Here is a 25,132-nt window from a genome sequence, read left to right on the forward strand (position 1 = left end):
GTTATAATGTTATTAACTTTTTATGATTTATTTTTACAGTATACAGGGGTATAGTTCAAGTGGTAGAACATCGGACTTCAAATCCGAGTGTTGTGGGTTCAAGTCCTGCTACCCCTGCCATAACATGAAAAGATGAAAGTATAGAAATACTTTTTTATTTTGCCATATTTCTATTATTATGTTATGCTTGAAAAAGGATTTAGGGGTGTAGTTTAATGGTAAAACAGCGGTCTCCAACACCGTACGTTGTGGGTTCAAGTCCTGCTACCCCTGCCAGTAAAAAAGTGGAAGTATACCCAAGCCTGGTTGAAGGGGGCGGTCTCGAAAACCGTTAGATGGAGTGATTCATGCAAGAGTTCGAATCTCTTTACTTCCGCCATTAAAATTAAATAACAATAAAAAAACCATTTATAAAGTAGAAATGGTTTTTTTATTGTTATTTAATTTGAGGAACTGCGACAAAAGCAATTGTATTTAAGCCCGCATGGGCAACAAAAATATTAGCTAAATTTTCAGTTTGATATGTAACTTTTAACTTATCTAATTTTTGGATAACGTTGTCCCAAACTTTATTATTACATGCACTTGTTTTTAAAACAAATAATTGAAAGTTTAATTTCACTGCTTTCTTAAATTTTTCTCAAGTTTCAACTAATGTTTCAATTAAATTATTTAAAGTTCGTGATGAAGCAATTTTTTTTGGATGTTCACCTCATTGAATTAAAATTTTAATTTTGAATAGATTAATTATTGATAATAAAACTTTTCCAACACGACCACCCTTTGATAAACGATCTAGGCTGCCAGGAATCATTGCCATATATGTTCTTTGTTCAAGAGCGCTTGTTTTAGCAATGATTTCTTTTATGCTAAGATTTTGTTTTATTAATTCATTAGCATAAATTACTAATGTTTTTAAAGCAAAAGCTGCTGTGTGATTACAAACAACATGAATTCTACCAAGATATGCTTCATCTTGACTTAGAGTATAAGCTGTTTCATATTGACTTGAAAGTTTTTCATCGATTGGATAATGAATAATTTCATCATATGTTTTTAATATTTTATCATATTTTTCCATTAATTCACCAATTGAAGCTTGGCTTGTTTTTGTTGTTCCAGTTTGAACAATTTCATAAAAATTATATTTTGTTGTTTCTTCTTCAGTATCTAAAATATCAGTTTCATTATTTAAAATAATGTGTAAGGGAATGACATGAATACCCAATTGTTTAATTTCTGCTGTTGTAAAACCTGCGGATGAATCAGTTACGATTGCAATTTTTTTACTCATTAGCTGGACCTCCTTTTATTGATCTCAACATACTAACACGACTGTATTTGCTCCTGTATGAGCTGCGATAACATTTGGCAAAATGTATGTCGAATTAATTTTAGCACCCGCATCGTCAATAATGTTATAAACTTCTTGCAAAGTTTCATCATCAGTTTTTGAATGCAATAAAATAATATTTTTTCAATTTTGCCGTTCTTTTTTAATTTGTTGGAAAGTTGTTTCGACAGCTTTTTTAAATGTTCTAGTTTTGTTAAATTTATCAATGCGACCATCATATCTCAAAATAGGTGTTATTTTTAAAAGCGATGCTAAGGCTGCAGCTGTTGCTGTAATTCGCCCTCCACGCTTTAAAGTTTCCAAACTTTTTGAGATAATGAATGCGCTAACTTTTGTTTTAATTAAATCAAGTTTTGGTTGAATTTCTGTTAATTTAATTCCTTCACCAATTCATTGATAAACTAAATCAATCATATATACCAATAGTTGACTTACACCATCAGTATCAATAATAAAAACCTTGTCTTTATATTCATCACCTTGTGCTAACATTGAGATATTTTCATGTTGGCCAGATAATCCTTTTGATAATCCCATAAAAACAATGCCATCATATTTTTTTAATAATTCGTTTCAAGCACTTAACATTTTCCCCATTGGAATCTGACTAGTTTTAATTACTTGATGTTCTAAGATATCATAAAATTCATTAAAAGAAATAATATCTTCATCATCTTCAACTTCACTACCATCTGGGAAATTTAGTAATAATGGTAACAAATAGGTATCTTCGTATTTTTTTAGTTCTCCTTTTTTAATTCCTGACGATGAGTCGATTATTAATGCATCTTTGCGCATATTTTTCCTCCATATATTTTCTGTAATTTTAAGTATCATTGAATCTAAGTTAATGTATTGTTAATGTTTTAACAATAAATTAATTATAAACTTTGATATAATAATTTCAAGGACGAAAGGAAGATAACAATGAAAATTAGTGCGGAAAAGCAAAAAAATGTATGAAAGTATTTTACAAGCATTTGGTCCATCTGGATGTGAATATCAAGTTGCTACATTGCTAAAAGAATACTATCAAAAATATACGTCAGAAATAATTCAAGATAACTTGGGGGAGTTGTTTTGCTGTCATCCGAAAGTAAAAGAGGATTGCAAATCCCAAAAAAGTAATGTTAATGGCACACGGTGATGAAGTTGGTTTTATGGTTAGTCAAATTAATAGTAAAGGATTAGTTCGGATTAACCCTTTAGGTGGAATTTGAGAACAAACATTATTAGCTAAGCGAGTAAAGTTGTTAAAAGATGATGGGTCATTTCTAAGTGGAGCAATTTCAGTAATTACACCGCATTTATTATCGCCAGAAGCGCGATCAAAACCAACACCAATTGCTAACATGCTAGTTGATTTTGGTTTTTCTACGCAAGCAGAAGCATATGCGGCAGGAATTTGGGAAGGGAACGTTGTTATTTGTGAAGGGTCAACACTCTTTTTAAATGATAAAAGATTATTATCTAAAGCAATTGATAACTAGATGGGAGTTATTTTAGGTTTAGAAGTTCTAGAACAAATTAAAAATAAAAAATTAGATTATGATTTATATGTTGGTTTTAGTGTACAAGAGGAAGTTGGAACACGAGGAGTTAAAACAGCAACAGCATTAATTAATCCTGATTTTGGCATTGTCACAGCTGTTTCGCCAGGACAAGATTATAAATCAGCAACAATTTTTGGATAATTAGGACAAGGGGTAATGTTACGTGGAATGGATAATGGTTATATTACTCGGTATGATTTAATTCAATATCAACTTAAATTAATGTAAGAGCATCAGATTAAATATCAATTTTATATTTCACCAGGAGGAACAGATGCTGGGGCTGTTCATTTATCAGGAGCAGGTGTATCAAGAATTCAAGCGTGTTTAATTGCGCGTAATTTTCACACAATTAGTGGTATTATTGATTTAGATGACTTTAATGAAACAATTAAGTTAGTAACAACTATTATCGCGGATATAGATGAAACAAAAATTAAGAAATTTAATTGAAGTAGTAAGGAGTAAAAATGGAAGCAAAAAAATTGGTTTATTTTATAATCAAGGCTTTGATGTTTTAATTTGTTATCAACCATCAGCAACACCGACCTGTCATGTTATTAAGTAATGATTATGTTTTCTTTTATAATTAAAGATAACCAATGTTGTGGTTTTAATTTGTTAAATGTTAGTAAATATTTAACAACCCCTTTATGGTTAGGTGTTAATAGTGATAATAATGATTTATTAGCTGAATTAGGAACTATTTTTAAACAAAAAGATTGTTCTTTTAATAATATTAATGAAGAACCGTAATTTGTTGTTGTAAAAATTATTGAGCGAGAAAAACATCCTAATTCTGATAAACTAAGTATTTGCCAAGTAAAAATTGGTTCAACAACAGAACAAATTATTTGTGGTGCGGATAATTGCAATGCTGGGAAATTAGTTGTTGTTGCGCATGTTGGGGCTATTATGCCATCAACATTGCAAATTATTCTTAGTGAGTTATGAGGAGTTATTTCGAATGGGATGCTCTGTTCTGAACGAGAGTTAGGTTTAGAAGTTACTACTACTGGAAAAAAATTATGTTATTACCAGAAAAACAATATCATCTTGGCAATAGTTTTTGAAAGGAATATTATAATGGGAAAAATTAAGGCAGGATATTATAGTGCAGTCTATTTTTTAAAAACAGCAAATATTTTAAAACATGAAAAACCGAATGATATCGTAACAATACAATTTTTTCAACGAGAAGAAAATGTTATTTTAGCCGGAATTGATGCATGTGTTGAGTTATTAAAAACAGAAGCTTTTAATTCAGAAAGTTTAGAAATTGTTGCCTTAACAGATGGTGATTTAATTCAAGCAAATGAGCCTGTTTTAAAAATAACAGGACATTATTATCAGTTTGGTCATTTAGAAGGCATTATTGATGGAATTTTAGCACGACAAACAAGTATTGCAACTAACTGCCATCGTGTTTTACAAGCAGCAAACAATAAACCAGTCATATATATGAATGACCGTAGTGATTATTATTATAATCAAGAAAATGATGGAGCAGCTGCTAAAATTGGTGGCATAACTAATTTTGTTACTGCTGCGCAAGTAACAAAATTAGAAGACAATTATGAACCAATGGGAACTGTTCCGCATGCTTTAATTCAAGCCTTTAATGGTGATTTAATTGTTGCATTAAAAGCGTATCAAAATTTTTATCCAACTGATAAACTAGTAGCTTTAGTCGATTATAATAATGATGTTATTACTGATACGTTACAAGTAGCGCATCAGTTTTCAAATTTATATGCAGTTCGTGTTGATACTTCAAAAGCATTAATTGATAAATATTTTGTTGGAAAAGAGAGTAAATATCCGGCAGATGAAATTAATGGTGTTAATAAGCATTTAATTCGAGCTTTACGACAAGCTTTAGATCATGAGGGATATCAACATGTTAAAATTATTGTTTCCTCAGGTTTTAATGCTCAGAAAATTGCTACTTTTGAAAAAGAAGGTGTTCCCGTTGATATTTATGGTGTTGGTAAATTGTTGGCAAAAATTAATATTGGTTTTACTGGTGATGCGGTGCAATTAAATGGTGTTGATCAAGCAAAAGTTGGCCGTCATAATATTGTTTCAAATCGACTAGTTAAAAAATAAAAAATGTGTATACTGTAAAAGTAAATCATAAAAAGTTGGTCGTATGTAAAAAATAAGGGTTTTTGTTTTTAAATGTTATTTTGTTCAATAAAATAAAGACATTTTTTACCTGTTTTTATAAAACCCTTCTTTTTTCCATGCGACCAAAAAGTTAATAAAATTATAACAAATTAAAAATAAAAAACAATAATCACAAAAAATATTAAATTAAAAGTATTGTTTTTAATATTTATTTTTAAAAGGCATCATAGACTGCACCCAAAAAAGTAAGTAAAGAAAAAAAGTCTTTGCTAAACTTTAAAGGAGGTGCATTTTTATATGGCAAGAAAAGGACAAAAATTTAATAAATATACAGCATATTTTCGAAAAATGATAGTACACGAGGTTAAAAATAATAGTATAAGTTTTATTGCAAAAAAATATCAAATTAATAAAAAACTGTTGCTTCATGGTATGAAAATTTTAAGAAAGGAATTTTAAACACCAATAAAGGTCCAAAAGAATCATTTGAAAAAAGAGATTTAAACTATTACAAAGTTAGGTATGAATTACTAAAAAAGCTTCATGACTTTTACAATTAAATAAAAGAAAAATTGTATCTTTTATCAAAGAAAACATTAATAAATATCCACTAAATTTATTACTTGATATAACAGATTTAAAGCGTAGTTATTGAGATAAATATAAAAATTATTCAAGTAATGGTAAGGATAGCGAATCATTAAAAAATATTGTAAAAGTCTATGAAGAAAATTTAAAACAATTTGGTTATCGTCGAATTACCAAATATTTAAAAGAAGATTATGGCATTGTTTATAATACTAAGAAAGTATTGCGAATTATGAAAGAAAATAATATTCAAGCTGAATATGTAAAGCGTATGCGTAGAAAAATATTAATAAAACAAAATAGAAATAAAAATATAATTAAATATCCTGATTTAGTAAATCGTAATTTTAATGATATTAAAGAAAGATTTTCAATTTTATTTACTGATGTAACTTATTTAATTTGAAATGGTAAAAAACATTATCAATCAACAATACTTGATGGATATACTAAAGAAATTATTGATGTAAAATGATCAAAATTTAATAATAACAAACTTGTAATTGATAATTTAAATGATGCAATTAATAAAATTAAAAAAATAAAAAAAGATTTAAATAAAATAATAATTCATTCAGATCACGGATATCAATATACATCTAAAGATTACAATAGTAAATGTTTAGATAACAAAATTATAATTTCAATGGGTAAAAATTATCATTGTGCAGACAACATTATTATTGAAAGTTTTCATTCATTACTTAAAAAAGGAACAATCCATAATAAAAATTATAAATCTCATAATGAATATATTAATGATGTTAAAAAATGAAATAAATGATATTCAAACCAAAAAGAAAAATATATAATAAATGAAAGTTTGTAAACCTTTTTATTAATACGTACTAAACGGGGTGCAGTCTATAATACAATACTTGCCTTTTTACAGTATACAATCCATGTGACCTAAAAATATATAATATAGTAAAATACCTTTTTAAATAGATAAGGAGAAAATGATGAAAAAACTATTAAGTATTTTAAGCACTTTTTATTGACTACAACGGGCACTTTTAGTGTCGCTAGTTGTATGATACGGAATAAGAATTTAGTTAAAAATGAAGAATATAATGGCGAACTAAACCAAGATATTAATACCTTTTATAAACTAATGGTAGAAGCTAAAAAAACATTTCAAACATGATGGAAGGCAAAAGAATTAATTAATATTAATGATTATTCTGAACATGTTGCTAAATTTAATGAGTTTATTACAACTTTAAAAGAAGATGAAACAAAAATAATTAATGGTGCAAATATTGGCCCTTGACCTTTTTTAAAACAATTAGTTAGTGATTTTAAAAAAGAAGTTAATAATATTAATGAGGAGATTGTTAATGATTATAGTAATTTTTATCCTGATCCTACGAAAGCGCCACCAATAATGTTTAGCGAGGATAAGATTAATTTTAGAATTGAAAAAGTTAATTTTGATTTTAGTTATGACATTAATTTTAAAGAACTGTCACAACCTGATGGATGAACACAAAGAGTTGGTTATTATTAGTAATAATCTTGAAGAACTAAGTAATGTGCAAGATAAACTTGAGTCATGGTTTCTTCAATTTATTAATGATTTGTTTGAAACCCAACAAAATAAAATTATGGTCAGATTAAATGATCAGTTTAATGAAATTGATACGTATAATATAATTTGACCAATTATTAAACAAGAGCTAGAGAATAAAAAAATATATTTAGTAATATGCCTGCTTTTGCTGAATTTTTTAACACTCTAAATTTATGAAGTCCATTTGCGAAAACTGATTCAATCTTAAACTGCGTAGGGGAAGGTTATCAACCAGAAAAATTAACCAAGGAAAACTTTTTAAAACTTTATAAAGAAAAGAATCATATTGTTAGTGAGGGTGATTATTATGTTAAAGCAGATATAACATATTTTTACCAATGAATTTTATAATTGAAAATTTACCATTTAAGGATAAAAAAAGTAATTGAAGAACATTAAAAACACCAATTAAAGTTTTGGTGGCAAAAAAGCAAGTTGATCAACAATTAGAGCAATTTGCGGAAAAGACAATGGCCTTTTGACAACATTATAAAATAGAAACTTATAATGATAAAATTGTTTTCAATATGAATCAAACTGATTTTGATAAATTACTCGGAGAGGTTAATTCATTTAAACCAAATAGTTCAGTAAATTCAAGAATTTCTCTAATTTTTAAAATGATTTTTAATTTTTTTAAGAATCCTACTGGCACAATAAGTGCCTTTAAAACAAAGTTTTATCAAACTACTGCTATAGATGCCAAAGGAATTGTTCCTAAATTTAAAATGGAAATAATAACTGATGATAAAACTATTACAATTAAATTATTTCGGAATCATTATACTAATGGTTGAATATCCAGATTATTATATTAAATTTTACTTACAATAACTTTGGGTATAGTTTCTTTTTTAAACCTGATAAGGAAGAAAACAATAATCCCGATGATGACGAGTATCAATTTTTATAAACATTTGAATTTAAAGTAAATTAATTTTTGCATTAAACGTTAGAAAGTTAAAGTTTCTTAAAAAAACAGATAATTAAATAGTTTTAATATCTGTTTTTTAATATTTTTTAGGGTTTTCTTCTATAATATAGTTATTCTTGAATTACATAATTTATTTTTAACAATTTTACATTTTACATTAATTTAGGAATAATGTTATAATAATATAAGAAAAATATAATCAAATCTATGAAGGTGATGGTAATGAAAATATCTGTTTTGAAAAAGTATCAAAAATTTATTAATATTTTCTTTATTATTTTTATTGGTTATATTTTATTTTCATCATCTTTTTCAATTATTAATATTGCTGATAATTATAGTTTTGTAAATATTACATTAAATTTATTTTATCTTGTTTGAACTAGTTTTATTTTTCTTTTTTGTATGGGAATTTTAGTTAATTTTAAGCAAATGAAAAAAACAACAATCTCAGCCTGAAAATTAATTTTATTTTCTAATTGACAAATTATTATTTTATGATTTTGTAATATTCTCTTAATTTCATATATCTTGTTTTTTAGTCATACTTCAATAATTTCTCAATTGCAAAATATAATTGTATATAAAGCAATATATTCTTTTTTAGTTATTTTATGTTATGTTTTTTATGCAATTTTTACAATTGGTTTTATCACCATGTTAATATTATTTCGTTTATATATTGGTTATTTAAAAAAGATTAATGATGTCATTGCTTTTAGCTATTATATGTTTAGTAAAAGCACTTTTACTAATATTGTGTTTTGACTACACCATCAGTTAACAATTTCAATTTTAGCCATAATTTGTCGAAATTTTAAATTCAACCAATGATTTATTGAAATAACTAGTATTATTGATAATCTTCGCAAAACAGAATTGTTAACACAATTTAAGAAACAAACAACCCCACCCAATTTTATTTTTAACTAAATTCAAATAATAATAAGAAAGAAAAGAAAGAGGGTGGAAAAATGCCAGGTTTTAAGTTATTATTTAAAAACAATTTCAAAAACACGGTTAAAAATAAAATTCAATTTATTGGCTTAGTTGTCTTAGTATTTTTAACTAGTTTTATTTTTACAATTATTGAAGTTTCAAAACAACGAGTAGATAATAACTACAATAGTTTTATTTCTGAGCAACAAAGTAATCAACATGATTTTGTTGTTAGTTTTAGTGAAACTACTTATGTTAAAAATCCAAATGTAAAACCCGACCAGTTTGAAAAAATTACCGATAATGCCTTACGCCAAAATGCAATGTTGGAATTTATTAAACAAAAATTAAGTAATCAAAAAGAAAACTTTAACTATAATCGTGTTGAGGCACGAACATTTACCTTAGGGAATAATAAAATTATTAAAGCAGTAACATTAAATTCTTCTCAAGAAATTGATAAGTTTATTGTAGCGAATGGACTACCATTGAGTTTTTATATGCAATATTTATCATCAATTAGGCAAGAAACAATGCATTGAATTTATTTAACTTCCGAGTTTGCGCGAAAAAATAAGATTAAAATTAATGATATTGTGCGATTACAACCGGATCGATATGGAACTACCATTAAAGTTGTCGATAGTGAATTGGAAAATGTTGATTTAAGTTCATATCAAAAAGAAGATATTAATAAATGATTGCCACATTCCCCTTATACAAAAGAAAATTGATTTCGCGTAGTCGGTTTTGGCCAATCAGCGGATTATGTTACCCCAATTATTGATGCATCGCATCCATTTCCAAATATGCGAGACGAAGGGATTGCTTATTTAGATCCACGGTTATTTGGTTTAGTTGAGGAAACGGTGGAAGACACAGATGGTAACCAATATCTGGTAACAAAGTTAGATTTAGCAAAACAAGTTTTAATTCCGGAAAGTCAATTAGAACGAGAAGTTTATTATGTTGGAAAATTCCAACAAACAAAAGTTGATCAAACTCGCAGTGTCTATAGTAAAATAATAAATAATTATTTAAATAGTGATCAAGGTGAGCACATTGGTTTACAAGGTTATTATGTGAAAACATTATCAACGGGAATTCCCACTGCTACTTTTCGAACTGATAATAGTTATGAGTTTGCGAAGCGAATCACATACTTTACTTCAACATTAAATGCTTTTATTAGTGCTTCGTATATTTTAATTACCATTTTATTAATTATTTCATTTTTTGTCTTAATTTTAGTTGTTCGTCGGCAAATTGATGCAACCGGACCCCAAAATGGTTTATTACGAGCATTGGGATATCGTCGTCGTGTTTTAACCCTTAGTTATATTTCCTATCCATTAATGATTGCTTTGATTGGTGGAATCGTTGGTTATGGAACCGGAATTAGTGGTCAATTTACTGTTAAATATTTATTTGGTTCTTATTTTAATCTACCATATGGTAATTTTGTGTTTGCTCCGTTAGCATTAGTAACTTGTGTCTTATTTATTTTTGCCTTGTTAACTTGTGTAACAATGATTAGTGGCACAATTATGATGGTTTCACGAACACCATTACAATTGATTCGAAAAGAAAAAACAGTGTTAAATGGCCGTTTTAAAAAAGTTGTTTATAAAATGTTTGCAATTCGAAAAACATTTGATGCTCTTTTTCAAGCAGTTCAATTATCTAATTCAATCGGAAAAATGGTTGGAGTATCATTAACAATGATTATTAGTACCATAATGATTACGATGTCGACATCAATTCCAATTATTTTACAGAATAATATTCGTTATTCATATGAAGGTGATAATTATCAAACATTAGTTGAATACAATAGTCCAGTTTATAATTTACCAACAACTTTTTTAAAGACATATGATCCAACGCAAAAACCATGAGATAGTAATAATAGTTTGCTAGCTAATACAAATATGACTAAAGATAGTAACCAATATTTGCTTGATTTAGTAACAGGGCAAATTAACCCAGAAAATTTTGCTCCAACATATCAAGCAGAAGATATGCGTTCGTTATTATATCGTAATATTTCAAAAGAATTTTTGCAAAGTAATAAATTAACTTCAAGTCAGTCTGGTTTAGCAAAAGCAATTTGTACGACAACATGAAGTGATTATAATGATTTTTCTGTAAATCTTTTAACAAAACCAACAATTGAAGAATATTTGTGAACAACAGAAACTGCTCGTGAGCATATTAATGCTTTAGAAAAATATCGTTTATTTTATTGAAAATATCGCGAAACAGTTGGTCTAAATATTAAACGAGAACCGTATTTTGATGCAAGGGGTAATTTAAATTTAGATGATAAAAATGCGCAGTTAAAAGATAATATTTTTACGCAAAGTGATTATCAACGCAATTTTGGTCAAGGAGGACCATCAATTATCTTAGCAAATAATCATTTTCGTCCTGCATTAGAGCAACCATTGTCAGAATCTTTTTATGATGTCTTTTCAGCAACTGGAAATGAGTTTAATACGCGGTTAAAAAAACCAATGTATGATTTGTACAATTGAATTTATGCTTATTTTTTTGAAAATGTTAATCAATGTTTTATTCAAGGAGTGTATTCACGTTTACCACAAACAGTTCGCATAAAAATGAAAGAAACCTTTAATCAACAGAACAGTAATTTCAATTTAGGCTTTGGCGTTGTTCCATTTAATCCCTTAACAGATGATCGGGGAACAATGATTCATGCCGAAACAAATGGGATTAAATTTGAAATTTATGGAATTAATAAAACCTTTAAAGATCAAGCATTAATTAATAAAGATCAAGAACGTTTAAACGAAAAATTATTTGCTCCAAGTGACAATATTATTTTAAATAAAACTTTAGCGAAGCTGTTAAATGTTGCAGTTGGCGATCAAATTGATCCTAATCTGACTCGGAAAGCCTTAGTTGCGGCGGACCAGAAAGTTACCACAGATCAAATTTTACAAAGTTGAGATGCTAGTGATGTTACTGACTATGATGCGAAAGCACAAGGCCATGTTGGGAAATTAATGTTTAATGGTGATAATAAATATAAAAATAAGGTTTTAAAAAATGTAGATAGTGAAAATGTCTTAGAAAGTAAACTTGATGCGCTTGATCCTAATTTTACCCAACCAACAATTTTAAATGATAAAATTATTAACGGTAGTTATCGGGTAAGTAATCAAAATTATAATCAATCATTTACGATTGTTGGAATTACTAATCAATATGGTTCACCACGGGCTTGAATTAATGAAAATCGCGCGCAAAAATTATTAGAATATGATAAAACACGAAACTATTTATTACGCTTATTTTTAAAGGAATGAACAGATTCTTTTATCAAGAATAATTTATCTGAGGAAAATAAAAAAAGTTTAGCCTTATTAGAGGATTTTATTAGAGCTCATCCTGGTAAACCAGATGAAAATGATTTATGAAAAAAATTTGTTGCTTACTGAACAGCACAACAAAGCGCAATTGATTGAATTGCAGTGTTTGAAAATACATATCCAATTTTTAATTATAAAATTTCGAATAGTGCTAAAATTGATGATATTGAGATCGGATTAGGAACAAGTCAATTATTTGGTGACTATAGTTTTTATGGCTTAAATGGGGGCATTAGAAACGATATTGCTTATCCACCATACGCAAATAGTCCTTTTAGTAGCTTAATCCCAATTACACAGGCTCAAGCAATTTTAGGTAATATTTCAAAAGCCATTAATGATATTGTTTTCTTTATTATTGGAATTTCTTTTGTCCTAAGTTTTATGATTATTATTTTAACAAGTAATATTGTTATTGCAGAGAATCAGACAATTATTGCAACAATGAAAGTATTAGGGTATCGTAACCGGTATATTACAAAACTAGTTATTGGAATGTATATTCCGATTATTGTAATAATGACCATTGCCGGATTTGGTTTTGGATGGCTATCCTTAATTATTTCAAACATGATTTTAATTCGGATTGGCATTGTTTTACCACTATTTATCAATATTATTATTCCAATTATTGCAATTGGTAGTGGGTTATTACTATACTTTATTGCATATTTAATTAGCTGGTTTAATATGAACTGGATTAATCCATTAATTGCAATTATAAATGCGGATTAGGAGGAAATAAAATGACGAAATTATTAGCAGTGATGGGAATTGGTCTCGTAACATTTGGACCAACAATGGCATTAGTTAGTTGTAATAAAAATGATAATTGAAATATTATTCCAGTTGATCCGCCGATATTACCTGTTGAAGTAAGGGGTTTTGCAGGAATTAATTTTAAAACATTTAATCCGCAGAATAATAAACAAACAATTCCAGATCTATTAGATCAGTTAGCACAATTGTTTATAGGAACACAATGAAAATTTGAACAATTAACAAAAAATTATAAATTTAATAATCAAACAAAACCAGTTGCACAAATTGATTTATATCGTAATGGGCAATATGAATTAAATTTTAATGATGGAACAAATGCCAATACCATTAAAATTAATAAAACAGTAATGACTTCAAATCATCTTACTGATAAAGTAAAAAGTACTGATTTAGGGAAAATTACTGATGCTCGTCCCAAAACAATTTTAATTGCCATTATTTTTAACAATATGCAACTTATTTCAGAATTAGATAAGTTTGGTGAGTTTTTTATTGGAGAACAAGTGCCAGAGATTTGAAATGAACAGATTGAAACAGTCGCTAACATTGAAATTAATGCTGATCAAACGGCGGCAACTTTAAAGACAGGCAAAGATACTTGGTCCAAAGATGATAATCCAGCAACAGATTATTATGGTTCAGTTAATGTTCGTTTTTCAGTTGTAACTCCGCCACCCCCAGCAGTAAAAGAAGATTTAGGGAAAATGGAGTTAAAAACAAGTTTAGGAAAATTACCAAAAGTGACAATTTTAGAAGTAATGATGATGTTCATTAGTGTTAACTTTATTAGTCAGTTAGATCGGTTAAGTGCTTTGTTAAATGATTTATATTTAGATATTAACCCCGACCAAAAAAGGGGAAGAATTACGACATATGCTAAATCAGATTATTATACTGGTGAAGTTAACATAACTTTTAGTTAATTTTTACTGTAAATTGTAAATGCTAAATCATAAAAAGTTAACTAAGTTAATAGTTAACTTTTTATGATTTAGCATTTACAATTTACAAATTCATTATCTTTTAATTTTTCCAAATTTACTCTTTCATTAAAATCTAATCTTTCATATTTTTTCACACTTTACCTCCTAAAATATTTAAAATGTTATAATTATTGCACATAAATTATAATATTTTAAATATTTTAGGAGGTAAAGTGTGAAAAAATATGAAAGATTAGATTTTAATGAAAGAGTAAATTTGGAAAAATTAAAAGATAATGAATTATTTAAAAAGGAAAATGGAATAATTAATATTCGAAAAACTGCTAAGCAAATGAATAGAGATTATAGAACTATTTGGCAAGAATTAAATATATTTGATAATATTAATGATTATAATGCTGCAAAAGCACAAAGAAATACATGATAAAAATAAAAAACAATAGAAAAACATTTTAAAATAAGAGTTTATTTTTGTGATCTTGGTAAATCTCGCCAGAAAGCATTAGTAGAAAGAATAAATAGAGATATAAAGCGTTGATTTGGGTTAAAATGAGCCATTAATTAATATTCGTAGTAGATTAAAATCTATTTTAGATATATTAAATAATACAATTAGACCTTGCTTGGAAAATTTTACATCAAGACAATATTTTAAAAAAATTTTTTTAAATTAAATTAGTGTTTGTTAAGATTAGTAAAATTTATTTTTTGTTGTGTTTAATTTTATAATTTTAAAAATAAATATTAAAAACAATATTTTTAATTTACTATTTTTTGTGATTATTGTTTTTTATTTTTAATTTGTTATAATTTTATTAATTTTTTATGATTTAGTTTTACAGTATACATTAAAGAATTAGGAGAGTTAATTATGAGTAAAATTGCAATTGATATGATGGGAACTGATTTAGGTATTACACCGATTATCGGAGCTTTAAAAGTTTTTATGAAAAAATATCAAGATGTTACTTTTATCTTAATCGGAAATGAAAAAGAGCTTAAAATTGCTGCTGAAGGAGCAAAATTAGATAATACTAAATATGAAATTTTTGCTACAACAGAAATAATTGCTATGACAGAAGGAATGATGGAAGTTCGGCGTAAACCAGATAGTTCAATGGTTCGGGGAGCGGAATTATTACGTGATCAAAAAGTGGATGCTTTGGTTTCAGGTGGTTCAACGGCTGCTTTTTTAGCCGCATGTCATTTTCTTGTGGGCGAAATTCCTAGTGTTTCTCGGTCAGCTTTTATGCCTTTTATTCCAACCGTTAAAAAAGGAAAGTCGGTTTTAATGTTAGATGTTGGGGCTAATTTAGAAAATGATGCCCAAGATCTTGTTAATTTTGCAATTATGGCCAGTATTTATGCTCAAGAAATTATGCATAATCCAACACCAACTGTTGCAATGTTAAACATTGGCGAAGAAACAACAAAAGGGAAAGATTATCATAAAGAAGCTTATAAATTATTAACAAATAATAATAAAGTTTTTTTTAAGGGGAATATTGAACCACGTGATATTACTAGTGATGTTGTTGATATCATTATAACAGATGGTTTTACTGGTAATATTGCTTTAAAAACATTAGAGGGAATGGCTAAAAATTTAATGGGTGTAATTAAATACGAGTTAACAAAGAACTTTTATCGAAAATTAAAAACACTATCGTTGCGAAAAGTTTTTGGCTGTATGCGCCAAACCTTTGATTATCGAAATAATGCAGCAGCATTAGTCATCGGTTTAAAGACAATTGCTGTTAAAACCCATGGTAGTAGTGATGAAAAATCATGAATTAGTACTTTAGAATTAACTCGTAATGCAGTTGTTAATGATTTTGTTCAAAAAATGACAGCAAAATTGTTAAAGGGGGATTAATGATACGATGCAGTTTGTAAATAAACAGCCACAACAACTTTTTCATGAATTAAAAGCTTTTTTTGAACAGTATCATATTTTTATTAAAAAACAACAATATTATTTAGAAGCCTTAACACATAACTCTTATGCCAATGAGCATAATTTGACTTATACTTATCAACGAATGGAATTTTTGGGGGATGCTATTTTAGCGAAAGAAATTTCCTTATATTTATTTTTAAGTTTCCCTGATAAAAATGAAGGCGAAATTACTAATTTACGTAGTAAAATTGTGCGGGAAGGAACTTTAGCAGAATTAGTGTGCCGGATGAATTGAGCACCCTTTTTATTATTAGGAAAAGGAGAAATTAAAACAAAAGGGTATGAAAAAAACCGGATTTTAGCCGATATTTATGAATCAATGCTGGCCGCCTTATATCTTGATTTGGGGGAAGAAACTGTCCGAACCTTTATTAATAATACTCTTATTCACATGGTTTCTAATCCTGGTTTTTTTGACCAAATTCGCGATTATAAAACTGAATTACAGGAATTTTTACAAGCTGGTGATGCCCGCACATTAGAATATAAGTTAGTTAAAGAATCGCCACCATTGGAAGGCAACCGCGTTTTATATACTGTTATTGTTGAAATTGGCGGTATTCGGTATGGCGAAGGGTGCGGCTATACGCACAAGGAAGCCGAGCAATTGGCCGCCCGCAATGCCGTACAAAAGTTAGCAAAGAAACCAGAATATCATTTTGATAAATAATTTACAATTTTCAATTAACTTTCAATTACTTCCAGTTGGTGGTTGTTGTGGTTTGGGTTCTGATTTATTACTCGCCGTTTTCACTATTATTTGGTTTTTCGCAACTAATTAATGATGTTGTACTTGTTGCTGTTAATCCGATTGCTCCTAAAATATTTAAAATGTTATAATTATTGCACATAAATTATAACATTTTAAATATTTTAGGAGGTAAAGTGTGAAAAAATATGAAAGATTAGATTTTAATGAAAGAGTAAATTTGGAAAAATTAAAAGATAATGAATTATTTAAAAAGGAAAATGGAACAATTAATATTTGAAAAATTGCTAAGCAAATGAATAGAGATTATAGAACTATTTGGCAAGAGTTAAATATATTTGATAATATTAATGATTATAATGCTGCAAAAGCACAAAGAAATACATGATAAAAATAAAAAACAATGTCGTAAATATTCAATGTTAAATTCACAAGAATTAAGTCATTTTTCTAATGAATATAATAATTTTGGTCGTTCGCCACAAAATATTATTACTTCGTATGAATTACAATATAATGTAAAATTTGGTGTATGTTTAAAATAATGTATAAATATATTAAATTAGGTTATTTTAATTTAAAAAAAGAAATGTTATATTTTAAAAATAAAAAAAGAAAAACAAAAAATGAGGAACAAAATGATAATCGTGGAAAATTACTTAATATTAGAGATTATAAGCAATTTTTAAATAATTATGGAAATGATTTAAGTTTTAGTCGAATTTGAGAAATGGATACTCTTGATTGTGGTAATTTTTATTTGTTAGTTTTAGTAAATTGTAAATCAAAAATACTTTTTTATCATATTTTATTTAGTAAAAAGGCAAGTATTGTATTAACAATTTTAATGAAAATGATTAAACAAATTGGTATTAGTAAATTTAGTTGTATTTTAACCGATAGAGGAAAAGAATTTTATAGATGAAAAACAATAGAAAAACATTTTAAAATAAGAGTTTATTTTTGTGATCTTGGTAAACCTCGTCAGAAAGCATTAGTAGAAAGAATAAATAGAGATATAAGGCGTTGATTTGGGTTAAAATGAGCCATTAATTAATATTCGTAGTAGATTAAAATCTATTTTAGATATATTAAATACCAGAATTAGAGACCTTGCTTGGAAAATTTTACATCAAGAAAATATTTTAAAAAAATTTTTTTAAATTAAATTAGTGTTTGTTAAGATTAGTAAAATTTATTTTTTGTTGTTTTTAATTTTATAATTTTAAAAATAAATATTAAAAACAATATTTTTAATTTACTATTTTTTGTGATTATTGTTTTTTATTTTTAATTTGTTATAATTTTATTAACTTTTTATGATTTAGTTTTACAGTATACAAAAGAAATTTTAAAAATGGAACTAAAATTAAAAAAAGCAAATAGAGAAAGATAAAATATATTTTTTATTTACTTAAAAAATTTAATTTATTGTTTTTATGTTAAAATTATTATAATTTATAAAAAATAGATAGGAATTAAAGATATGGAAATAATATCATTAAAAAATATGACGAAGAAATATAGCCCTAATATTGGTTGTTTTGATATTAATATAACCGTTAAAAAACGAGAAGTTTATGGTTTTCTTGGACCCAATGGTGCTGGTAAAACAACTGTTATTCGCCAAATGATTGGATTTATTAAATCAGATAATGGAACAGGCACTATTTTAGGTTATGATGTGTGAAAAAATACTAAAAATATTATGAAAGATTTAGGCTATTTAGCTGGTGAAGTTAATTTACCAGAATATATGACAGGAATTGGTTATTTAAAAACAATTTCTGAAATTAGAGGGAATATTGATTGAAAATATGTAGAAAAACTAATTGAATATTTTGATTTTGATCCTAAACGGAAAATTAAAAAAATGTCAAAAGGAATGAAACAAAAAGTAGCTATAATTAGTGCTTTTATGCATAAGCCAAAAGTATTAATTTTAGATGAACCAACATCAGGATTAGACCCCTTAATGCAACAAAAATTTGATACATTAGTTAAAAATTCACAAAAAGAAGAGGCAACCGTTTTTATGAGTTCCCATGTTTTTAGTGAAATTGATAATACTTGTGATAAAGTAGCAATTATTAAAAAAGGTAAAATTGTATCAGAAGCTAATATTAAAGAAGTTAAAAATAATGCTGATAAAATTTATGAAATAAAATTTATAAGTATTAATGATTATGATAATTTTATGAATAAAAAATGAAAAATAATTGATACTAATAAAGTAACAAAAATAATAAAAGTTGAAATCAGCAACAATAGTATAAATAATTTTTTAAAAGAAATAACAGATTATCAGTTAGAATATTTTAAGGAATTACCATTTAATTTAGAACAACATTTTATTAAATTTTATGAAAAAGAGGTAAATTTCAATGATTAATTTTAAGTTTGTCAAATCACAGTTTAAAAATATAATTATTCCAATAATTATTTTCTTTGTTTTATTTTTTGTTCTTTTAATTCCTTCTTTGTTTTGTAGTGCATTTGCTCCAGCTAAATACATTTATAATGATAGTTATGGTTATGGTTCGCGAACCTCACTTTCTGCATCTCAAATATTACCATGAACTTTATATGGAATTCCTGCTTTTATATTAATTTTTAGTTTTGGAATTATTTTAATCCGTATTTTATTGGTTAAAGAAATTGATCGTGGTTATATGGCATCCTGATTAACTACTCCAATGTCAAGAAATACCATTTTAAATTCAAAATTATTTGTTATTTTAAGTTCAATTTTAATTATAAATATTACACTGTTACTTTTACAATTAATTTTCTTCGCTGTAATACAACAGGATTTTAACAAACAAGTACTAGGAAATGTTGTATTAACAAGTTTTAGTTTTTTATTTTTGTCTTTATTATGAACATCAATTAATTTTGTCATTATGGTTTATTTAAATAGACCATCCGTTGCAATAACAGTTGTAGCTGGAATATCGACTTTTTTTGTAATTTGTAATATTTTATTTAATTTATCATTAGTTATTGAACAATTAAAATTTTTTAAATTTATTCAATATTTAACAATTACATCATTTTTTAATGTTTCATTTGAGTTTGATGTTAATAATTTAACAAAAGAAATTTCAAATGATACTCCTGATGGTTATATTTATGCAACGTGAAAACAAATTAATGCTTTAAAATTTGCTTGACAATTGCCAATTATGTTGATTGGAGCATCGGGATTATTTGCTTTAGGAAATTGAATATTTATTAAAAAAAGTTTATCATTATAATTTATTTTAAAAAATATAAATAATGTATATTTGTATAATATAAAACTAAATCATAAAAATGAGGGGGATATTATGAGTCAAAACAAGAAATTATTTTATGTTACAACCCCAATTTATTATCCAAGTGCCCAGTTACATATTGGTCATGCTTATACTACTAGTTTAGCTGATATTCTTAATCGTTATAAGAAGATGGATGGTTATGAAACTTTCTTTTTAACCGGAAGTGATGAACATGGGAAAAAAATTGAGAAGAAGGCAAAAGAAGCCGGGATTACACCGTATCAATTTACAACAATGATTGTTGATAATTTTAAATTGTTGTGAAATAAATTAAGGATTGAATATTCGAAATTTATTCGAACTACGGATAAAAGCCATAAAATTAGTGTGCAAAAGATTTTTAGTAAATTATATAATAATGGGGATATTTATTTAGGAACATATGAAGGATTGTATTGTGTTAGTTGTGAAGAATTTTTAACTGAAGCACAAATAGATAAAGCAACGAACCAATGTTTGGTTTGCGGTAATAAACCACAAAAGGTGAAAGAAGAAACTTATTTCTTTAAAGTTTCAAAATATAGCCAATTTTTAATTAACTACTATAATAATCATTCGGGTTTTATTGAACCAGAAGCAAGGAAAAATGAAATGTTAAATAATTTTATTTTACCCAGTTTAACAGATTTATCGGTAACGAGAACAACTTTTTCATGAGGAATTAAAACATTAGAAAATGATAAACATATTATTTATGTTTGAATTGATGCTCTATCAAATTATTTAACAGCATTAGGCTATTTGTCAGAAGATAATACTTTGTTTAATAAGTTTTGAAATAATCCAAATGTTGAAATTTTACAGTTATTGGGAAAGGAAATTGCTCGTTTTCATACTATTTATTGACCAAGTATGTTAGAAAGTTTAGGATTACGGCAACCAAATAAGCTTTTATCACATGGTTGAATTTTATTTAAGGATACTAAAATGAGTAAATCAATTGGGAATGTTGTTGATCCCTTATATTTAATTGATAAATATGGCCTTGATACCTTACGTTTTTACTTAGGATATGAAATTCCAACGGAAAATGATGGGAAATTTTCTTATGAAATGTTTTTAGAATCATATAATACTCATTTAGTTAATAATATTGGGAATTTAGTATCACGAGTAAGTAATATGATTAGTAAATATTTTGATGGTAAGTTAGTGAAACAAAAAAAATTAGTCAATGATTTAATTAAAAGTTGTGCATTAGCAGTTCAAAATTATCAACAAGCAATGAATGCTTATCAGATATCAAAAGCATTAGGTATTATTTTAGAATTGTGTAATAAGGCTAACAAATATATTGAAGAAAACAAACCATGAGAATTAGAAAAAAACCAAAAAATTAATCAGTTACATGAAACTTTAGCAAGCTTAGCTTATACTATTATTGTTAGTGCTTTTTTATTACAACCAGTTTTAATTGATAATGCTCAAAAAATTGCCGATTATTTTAATATTAATTTAGAAAATTTAACATTTGCCACAATTTTAGAGCAAGAAATCATATATAATAAAAAGATAGAGAAAAAAGAAAATTTATTTAGTCGTGTAAATGTTGAACAAGAATTAAAAAAAATTGAAACAGAATTAAATCAATAAAATTTATAAAAGGAGGGAGTTTAATGAAAAAATACGATGTAATTGTCATTGGTGCTGGTCACGCTGGTGTTGAAGCAAGTTTAGCAGCTGCGAGAATGCAGAAGAAAACATTATTAATTACTTTACATAAAGATAAAATTGCATTAATGCCATGTAATCCCTCAATTGGAGGACCAGCGAAAGGGATTGTAGTACGAGAAATTGATGCAATTGGTGGGGAAATGGCAAAAGCCGCTGATGCAACAACACTCCAAATGAAATTATTAAATTCTTCGCGGGGACCAGCAGTGTGAGCAGTGCGAGCTCAATCAGATAAAATTAAATATGCAAAATATATGCAAACAGTAATTGAAAAACAAGATAATTTAGATTTATATGAAGGAGCAGTACAAGAGTTATTAGTTGATGATAATAATTGTTATGGTGTAATTTTAAAAGATCAAACGCAATTTTTAGCAAAAAAAGTTATTTTAACAACGGGAACATATATGCAATCATTGGTATTACAAGGAATGACAAAAAAAGTGGAAGGACCAGCTGGTGATGTTACAACAGCTGGTTTATCAACTCAGTTAAAACATTTAGGGTTTGAATTATTTCGTTTAAAAACAGGAACCCCCGCACGAGTTCTTAATACTTCAATTGACTATACAAAAGCACAAGAAGAGCCCGGAAGTAATTTACCGTTAGCCTTTTCTTATTCAACAAAAACCTTTACGCCATTGCAAGAACAAGAATTATGTTGATTAATTCATTCAACACCACAGACACATAGTATTGTACAAGAAAATCTAACATCATCTGCAATGTATTCTGGTAATGTGCAAGGAACAGGGCCACGTTATTGTCCAAGTTTTGAAGATAAAATTGTTCGTTTTGTTGATAAACCACGTCATCAAATTTTTTTAGAACCAGAATCAAAAAGTTTAAACACAATTTATGTTCAAGGCTTTTCAACTTCAATGCCAATTGATGTTCAAGAAAAAATGCTGCGTTCATTACCAGGATTTGAAAATGTTGAGGTTTTAAAATGAGCTTATGCAATTGAATATGATGCCATTGTGCCAACCCAATTAAAACATACCTTAGAAACAAAAAAGATTAATAATTTATATACCGCGGGACAAATTAATGGAACTAGTGGTTATGAAGAAGCGGCTAGTCAAGGTCTAATGGCGGGGATTAATGCTGTTTTAAGTATTGACCACAAAGAACCATTTATTTTACGCCGTGATCAAGCATATATTGGGGTTCTAATTGATGACTTAATTACAAAAGGAACACAAGAACCATATCGTTTGTTAACTTCTCGTGCAGAATATCGCTTATTGTTACGAAATGATAATGCTGAAGAACGTTTAAAAAAATATGCAAATCAATTTGGATTAATTGACCAAGAAAGTTGAGAAGAATATCAAGTTAATGTGCAAAACTATAATGCGGTCATTCAATTATTAAAAGAAACTTTTTTTATGGCGAAATCACCCTTAATTCAGAAATTAAATGAATTAGGTCTTGCAAATATTACTGAACGAATTTCTGCTTATAATTTATTAAAACGACCAAATATTGAGTTAAAATATTTAGAGGAGGAGTTACCACCATTAAATAATTTAAAATCATTTTTAAAACAAAATTTATTAATTAATATTCGCTTTAAGGGATATATTAAAAAAGAACAAAAAATTGCTTTAAAAACAATTAAGTTGGAAAAAAAATTAATCCCATTTAATTTAAATTATGATTTAGTCGATAACTTAGCTCTTGAAGCCCGCGAAAAATTTAAACAAATTCGACCAATTTCAATTGGCCAAGCAAATCGAATTTCAGGGATTAATCCAGCTGATATTCAAATGCTGTTAATTCATTTAAAAAAGATGGAATTTGATGCAAATAGATAAGAGGATGAAGAATGAAATTATATAATACTTTGACACGTAATTTTACTGATTATGGTCAAACAAAGAAAGTTAATATTTATGGTTGTGGGCCAACAGTTTATAATTATATTCATATTGGGAATTCCCGCACAATTATTACCGTTGATTTGTTAGTTAGTTTTTTACAATTCCAACAAATTGAGGTTAATTATATTCAAAATTATACCGATATTGATGACAAAATTATCAACAAAGCAACAACAGAGGAGAAAACAGAGCAACAAATTGCCGAATTTTATATTAAGGCTTTTGAAGAAGATGTTTTTAACTTAAATATTAAAACACCAACAAAACGCGTCCGGGTAACAGAACATATTAAAGATATTATTACTTTTATCCAGAAATTAGTTAAAATTGATGCTGCCTATGAAGTTAATGGTAATGTCTATTTTAATATTGCCAATTATCAAACAGAATATGGGAAATTAGCAAATAAAAAATTAGCCGAATTAGCTGTTAATGCTCGGATTGACCATGATGCTAATAAACATAGTCAATATGATTTTGCGTTATGAAAACAACCAACAGAAGGTATTTCATTTCCCTTTTATGATCAAAAAGGCAAATTATATCAAGGCCGCCCTGGCTGACATACCGAATGTGTTGTCTTGATTGATCAATTTTTTCATAAAGAAAAAATTGATATTCATGCCGGTGGAATTGATTTAGTTTTTCCCCATCATGAAAATGAACGAATTCAATTTCTAGCTAAAAATAAAGCCGAGATTGCAAAAATTTGAATGCATAATGGGCATTTAAATGTTGCGGATGAAAAAATGAGTAAATCATTAAACAATACTATTTTAGTTCATGATTTTATTAAATTATATGGGGCAAATACATTGCGTTATTTGTTATATACAACCAATTATACCCAGCCATTAAATGTCACAGAAAGCTTAATTAGTAGTGCTCAAGGTGAAACAGGAAAGATTTTTAAAGTATTAAAAGCGATGAATTTATATTTGGCTGAATATGATTTAAATTATAATTTAACAAAACATGGCGAAAATATTAAAAAAGTTCTGGCAGAATTAGGAAACAACTTAAATAGCCCTAATATTTTAACAATTATTAGTAAAATGATTAAAATTATTAATGGACAGTTACGTGATAAAAAACTTGATTTACAACTTGCCAGTGACTTTTATAATATTATTTTTAATATTATGAATTTTAATTTTAATTTACCAATGATTAGTGGTGAAATTCGTTGATACTTATTAGAATGAATTAAATCAAAAAATAATAAAGATTTTGTTAAAGCCGATGAACTACGTAAAGTTCTCTTAGAAAAAGATATTTTATAGAACTGTATACTGTAAAACTAAATCATAAAAAGTTAATAAAATTATAACAAATTAAAAATAAAAAACAATAATTACAAAAAATATTAAATTAAAAATATTGTTTTTAA

General features: G+C 26.9%; 21 protein-coding genes, 3 tRNA genes and 3 pseudogenes. 24 read left to right on the forward strand and 3 right to left on the reverse strand.

Annotated features, from left to right (window positions below):
- The first annotated feature begins 44 nt into the window (after positions 1-44).
- From AACK78_RS02585 to AACK78_RS02595, 3 genes are all read left to right on the forward strand, one after another.
- Positions 45-120, forward strand: a tRNA-Trp gene (locus AACK78_RS02585).
- Positions 121-201: 81 nt separating this feature from the next.
- Positions 202-276: transfer RNA gene (locus tag AACK78_RS02590), tRNA-Trp, on the forward strand.
- 10 nt (positions 277-286) lie between these two features.
- Positions 287-379, forward strand: a tRNA-Ser gene (locus tag AACK78_RS02595).
- A 57-nt stretch (positions 380-436) separates the two neighbouring features.
- On the opposite strand, the gene AACK78_RS02600 is transcribed toward AACK78_RS02595, so the two are convergent.
- Both AACK78_RS02600 and AACK78_RS02605 read right to left on the reverse strand, forming a co-directional pair.
- Positions 437-1,294, reverse strand: coding sequence for a DegV family protein (locus AACK78_RS02600; RefSeq protein WP_338956194.1), 858 nt, complete (start codon positions 1,292-1,294; stop codon positions 437-439).
- A 15-nt stretch (positions 1,295-1,309) separates the two neighbouring features.
- On the reverse strand, positions 1,310-2,152 hold the full coding sequence (locus AACK78_RS02605) for a DegV family protein (protein ID WP_338956196.1): 843 nt from the start codon (positions 2,150-2,152) through the stop codon (positions 1,310-1,312).
- A gap of 362 nt (positions 2,153-2,514) precedes the next feature.
- On the opposite strand from AACK78_RS02605, the pseudogene AACK78_RS02610 reads away from it, so the two are divergent.
- The 15 genes and pseudogenes from AACK78_RS02610 to rnc all read left to right on the forward strand — a co-directional run bounded on the left by AACK78_RS02610 (position 2,515) and on the right by rnc (position 16,823).
- Positions 2,515-3,375: pseudogene (locus AACK78_RS02610) on the forward strand (M42 family peptidase).
- The gene (locus AACK78_RS02615) at positions 3,332-3,475 is read left to right on the forward strand and encodes a hypothetical protein (RefSeq protein ID WP_338956514.1); all 144 of its coding nucleotides are present in this window, start codon (positions 3,332-3,334) and stop codon (positions 3,473-3,475) included. The pseudogene AACK78_RS02610 and the gene AACK78_RS02615 overlap by 44 nt, the downstream one beginning before the upstream one ends.
- Before the next feature lie 5 nt (positions 3,476-3,480).
- Entirely contained in the window at positions 3,481-3,663 is a 183-nt protein-coding gene (locus AACK78_RS02620) for a hypothetical protein (protein WP_338956197.1), read from the forward strand.
- Between the two features lie 57 nt (positions 3,664-3,720).
- Positions 3,721-5,016, forward strand: a complete 1,296-nt coding sequence (locus tag AACK78_RS02625) for a nicotinate phosphoribosyltransferase (RefSeq protein ID WP_338956485.1) — start codon at positions 3,721-3,723, stop codon at positions 5,014-5,016.
- 318 nt (positions 5,017-5,334) lie between these two features.
- Complete coding sequence (locus tag AACK78_RS02630; protein WP_338954708.1) at positions 5,335-5,496, forward strand: hypothetical protein; 162 nt, start codon at positions 5,335-5,337, stop codon at positions 5,494-5,496.
- Between the two features lie 274 nt (positions 5,497-5,770).
- Positions 5,771-5,836, forward strand: a pseudogene (locus AACK78_RS07395) (hypothetical protein); the annotation flags it as partial.
- Positions 5,837-5,857: 21 nt separating this feature from the next.
- Complete coding sequence (locus AACK78_RS02635) at positions 5,858-6,454, forward strand: DDE-type integrase/transposase/recombinase (RefSeq protein WP_338954388.1); 597 nt, start codon at positions 5,858-5,860, stop codon at positions 6,452-6,454.
- Positions 6,455-6,658: 204 nt separating this feature from the next.
- Positions 6,659-7,135 carry a hypothetical protein gene (locus AACK78_RS02640; RefSeq protein WP_338956199.1) on the forward strand — a complete coding sequence of 159 codons (477 nt, stop codon included), beginning with the start codon at positions 6,659-6,661 and terminating at the stop codon, positions 7,133-7,135.
- A 482-nt stretch (positions 7,136-7,617) separates the two neighbouring features.
- The gene (locus AACK78_RS02645; protein WP_338956201.1) at positions 7,618-8,016 is read left to right on the forward strand and encodes a hypothetical protein; all 399 of its coding nucleotides are present in this window, start codon (positions 7,618-7,620) and stop codon (positions 8,014-8,016) included.
- Positions 8,017-8,354: 338 nt separating this feature from the next.
- The gene (locus tag AACK78_RS02650; RefSeq protein WP_338956202.1) at positions 8,355-9,065 is read left to right on the forward strand and encodes a hypothetical protein; all 711 of its coding nucleotides are present in this window, start codon (positions 8,355-8,357) and stop codon (positions 9,063-9,065) included.
- Positions 9,066-9,106: 41 nt separating this feature from the next.
- A complete protein-coding gene (locus AACK78_RS02655; RefSeq protein WP_338956204.1) occupies positions 9,107-13,201 on the forward strand; it encodes an ABC transporter permease in 4,095 nt (1,364 codons plus the stop codon).
- 11 nt (positions 13,202-13,212) lie between these two features.
- The gene (locus tag AACK78_RS02660; protein ID WP_338956206.1) at positions 13,213-14,172 is read left to right on the forward strand and encodes a hypothetical protein; all 960 of its coding nucleotides are present in this window, start codon (positions 13,213-13,215) and stop codon (positions 14,170-14,172) included.
- Positions 14,173-14,407: 235 nt separating this feature from the next.
- Positions 14,408-14,620, forward strand: a complete 213-nt coding sequence (locus tag AACK78_RS02665; protein ID WP_338956207.1) for a hypothetical protein — start codon at positions 14,408-14,410, stop codon at positions 14,618-14,620.
- 444 nt (positions 14,621-15,064) lie between these two features.
- On the forward strand, positions 15,065-16,069 hold the full coding sequence (gene plsX / locus AACK78_RS02670) for a phosphate acyltransferase PlsX (protein ID WP_338956209.1): 1,005 nt from the start codon (positions 15,065-15,067) through the stop codon (positions 16,067-16,069).
- A 7-nt stretch (positions 16,070-16,076) separates the two neighbouring features.
- On the forward strand, positions 16,077-16,823 hold the full coding sequence (rnc, locus tag AACK78_RS02675; protein WP_338956211.1) for a ribonuclease III: 747 nt from the start codon (positions 16,077-16,079) through the stop codon (positions 16,821-16,823).
- Positions 16,824-16,890: 67 nt separating this feature from the next.
- Here the strand turns inward: rnc and AACK78_RS02680 are convergent, their stop codons facing one another.
- Complete coding sequence (locus tag AACK78_RS02680) at positions 16,891-17,004, reverse strand: lipoprotein (RefSeq protein ID WP_338956213.1); 114 nt, start codon at positions 17,002-17,004, stop codon at positions 16,891-16,893.
- Positions 17,005-17,040: 36 nt separating this feature from the next.
- Between AACK78_RS02680 and AACK78_RS07400 the strand changes: the two are divergent.
- The 6 genes and pseudogenes from AACK78_RS07400 (at position 17,041) to cysS (ending at position 25,025) form a co-directional block, all read left to right on the forward strand.
- Positions 17,041-18,030, forward strand: a pseudogene (locus tag AACK78_RS07400) (IS30 family transposase).
- Positions 18,031-18,348: 318 nt separating this feature from the next.
- Positions 18,349-19,254 (forward strand): ABC transporter ATP-binding protein, encoded by a 906-nt coding sequence (locus AACK78_RS02700; protein ID WP_338956218.1) that lies wholly within the window; start codon positions 18,349-18,351, stop codon positions 19,252-19,254.
- Entirely contained in the window at positions 19,247-20,119 is an 873-nt protein-coding gene (locus AACK78_RS02705; RefSeq protein WP_338956219.1) for an ABC transporter permease subunit, read from the forward strand. Before AACK78_RS02700 ends, AACK78_RS02705 begins: the two co-directional genes overlap by 8 nt.
- Before the next feature lie 72 nt (positions 20,120-20,191).
- Complete coding sequence (gene metG / locus AACK78_RS02710; protein WP_338956221.1) at positions 20,192-21,775, forward strand: methionine--tRNA ligase; 1,584 nt, start codon at positions 20,192-20,194, stop codon at positions 21,773-21,775.
- Between the two features lie 20 nt (positions 21,776-21,795).
- On the forward strand, positions 21,796-23,676 hold the full coding sequence (mnmG, locus tag AACK78_RS02715) for a tRNA uridine-5-carboxymethylaminomethyl(34) synthesis enzyme MnmG (RefSeq protein WP_422396882.1): 1,881 nt from the start codon (positions 21,796-21,798) through the stop codon (positions 23,674-23,676).
- An 11-nt stretch (positions 23,677-23,687) separates the two neighbouring features.
- The gene (gene cysS, locus AACK78_RS02720; RefSeq protein WP_338956225.1) at positions 23,688-25,025 is read left to right on the forward strand and encodes a cysteine--tRNA ligase; all 1,338 of its coding nucleotides are present in this window, start codon (positions 23,688-23,690) and stop codon (positions 25,023-25,025) included.
- Positions 25,026-25,132: the final 107 nt, after the last annotated feature.

Origin of the sequence: Spiroplasma endosymbiont of Polydrusus cervinus, from assembly GCF_964019755.1 — a bacterium.
Taxonomy (GTDB): domain Bacteria; phylum Bacillota_I; class Bacilli_A; order Mycoplasmatales; family Mycoplasmataceae; genus Spiroplasma.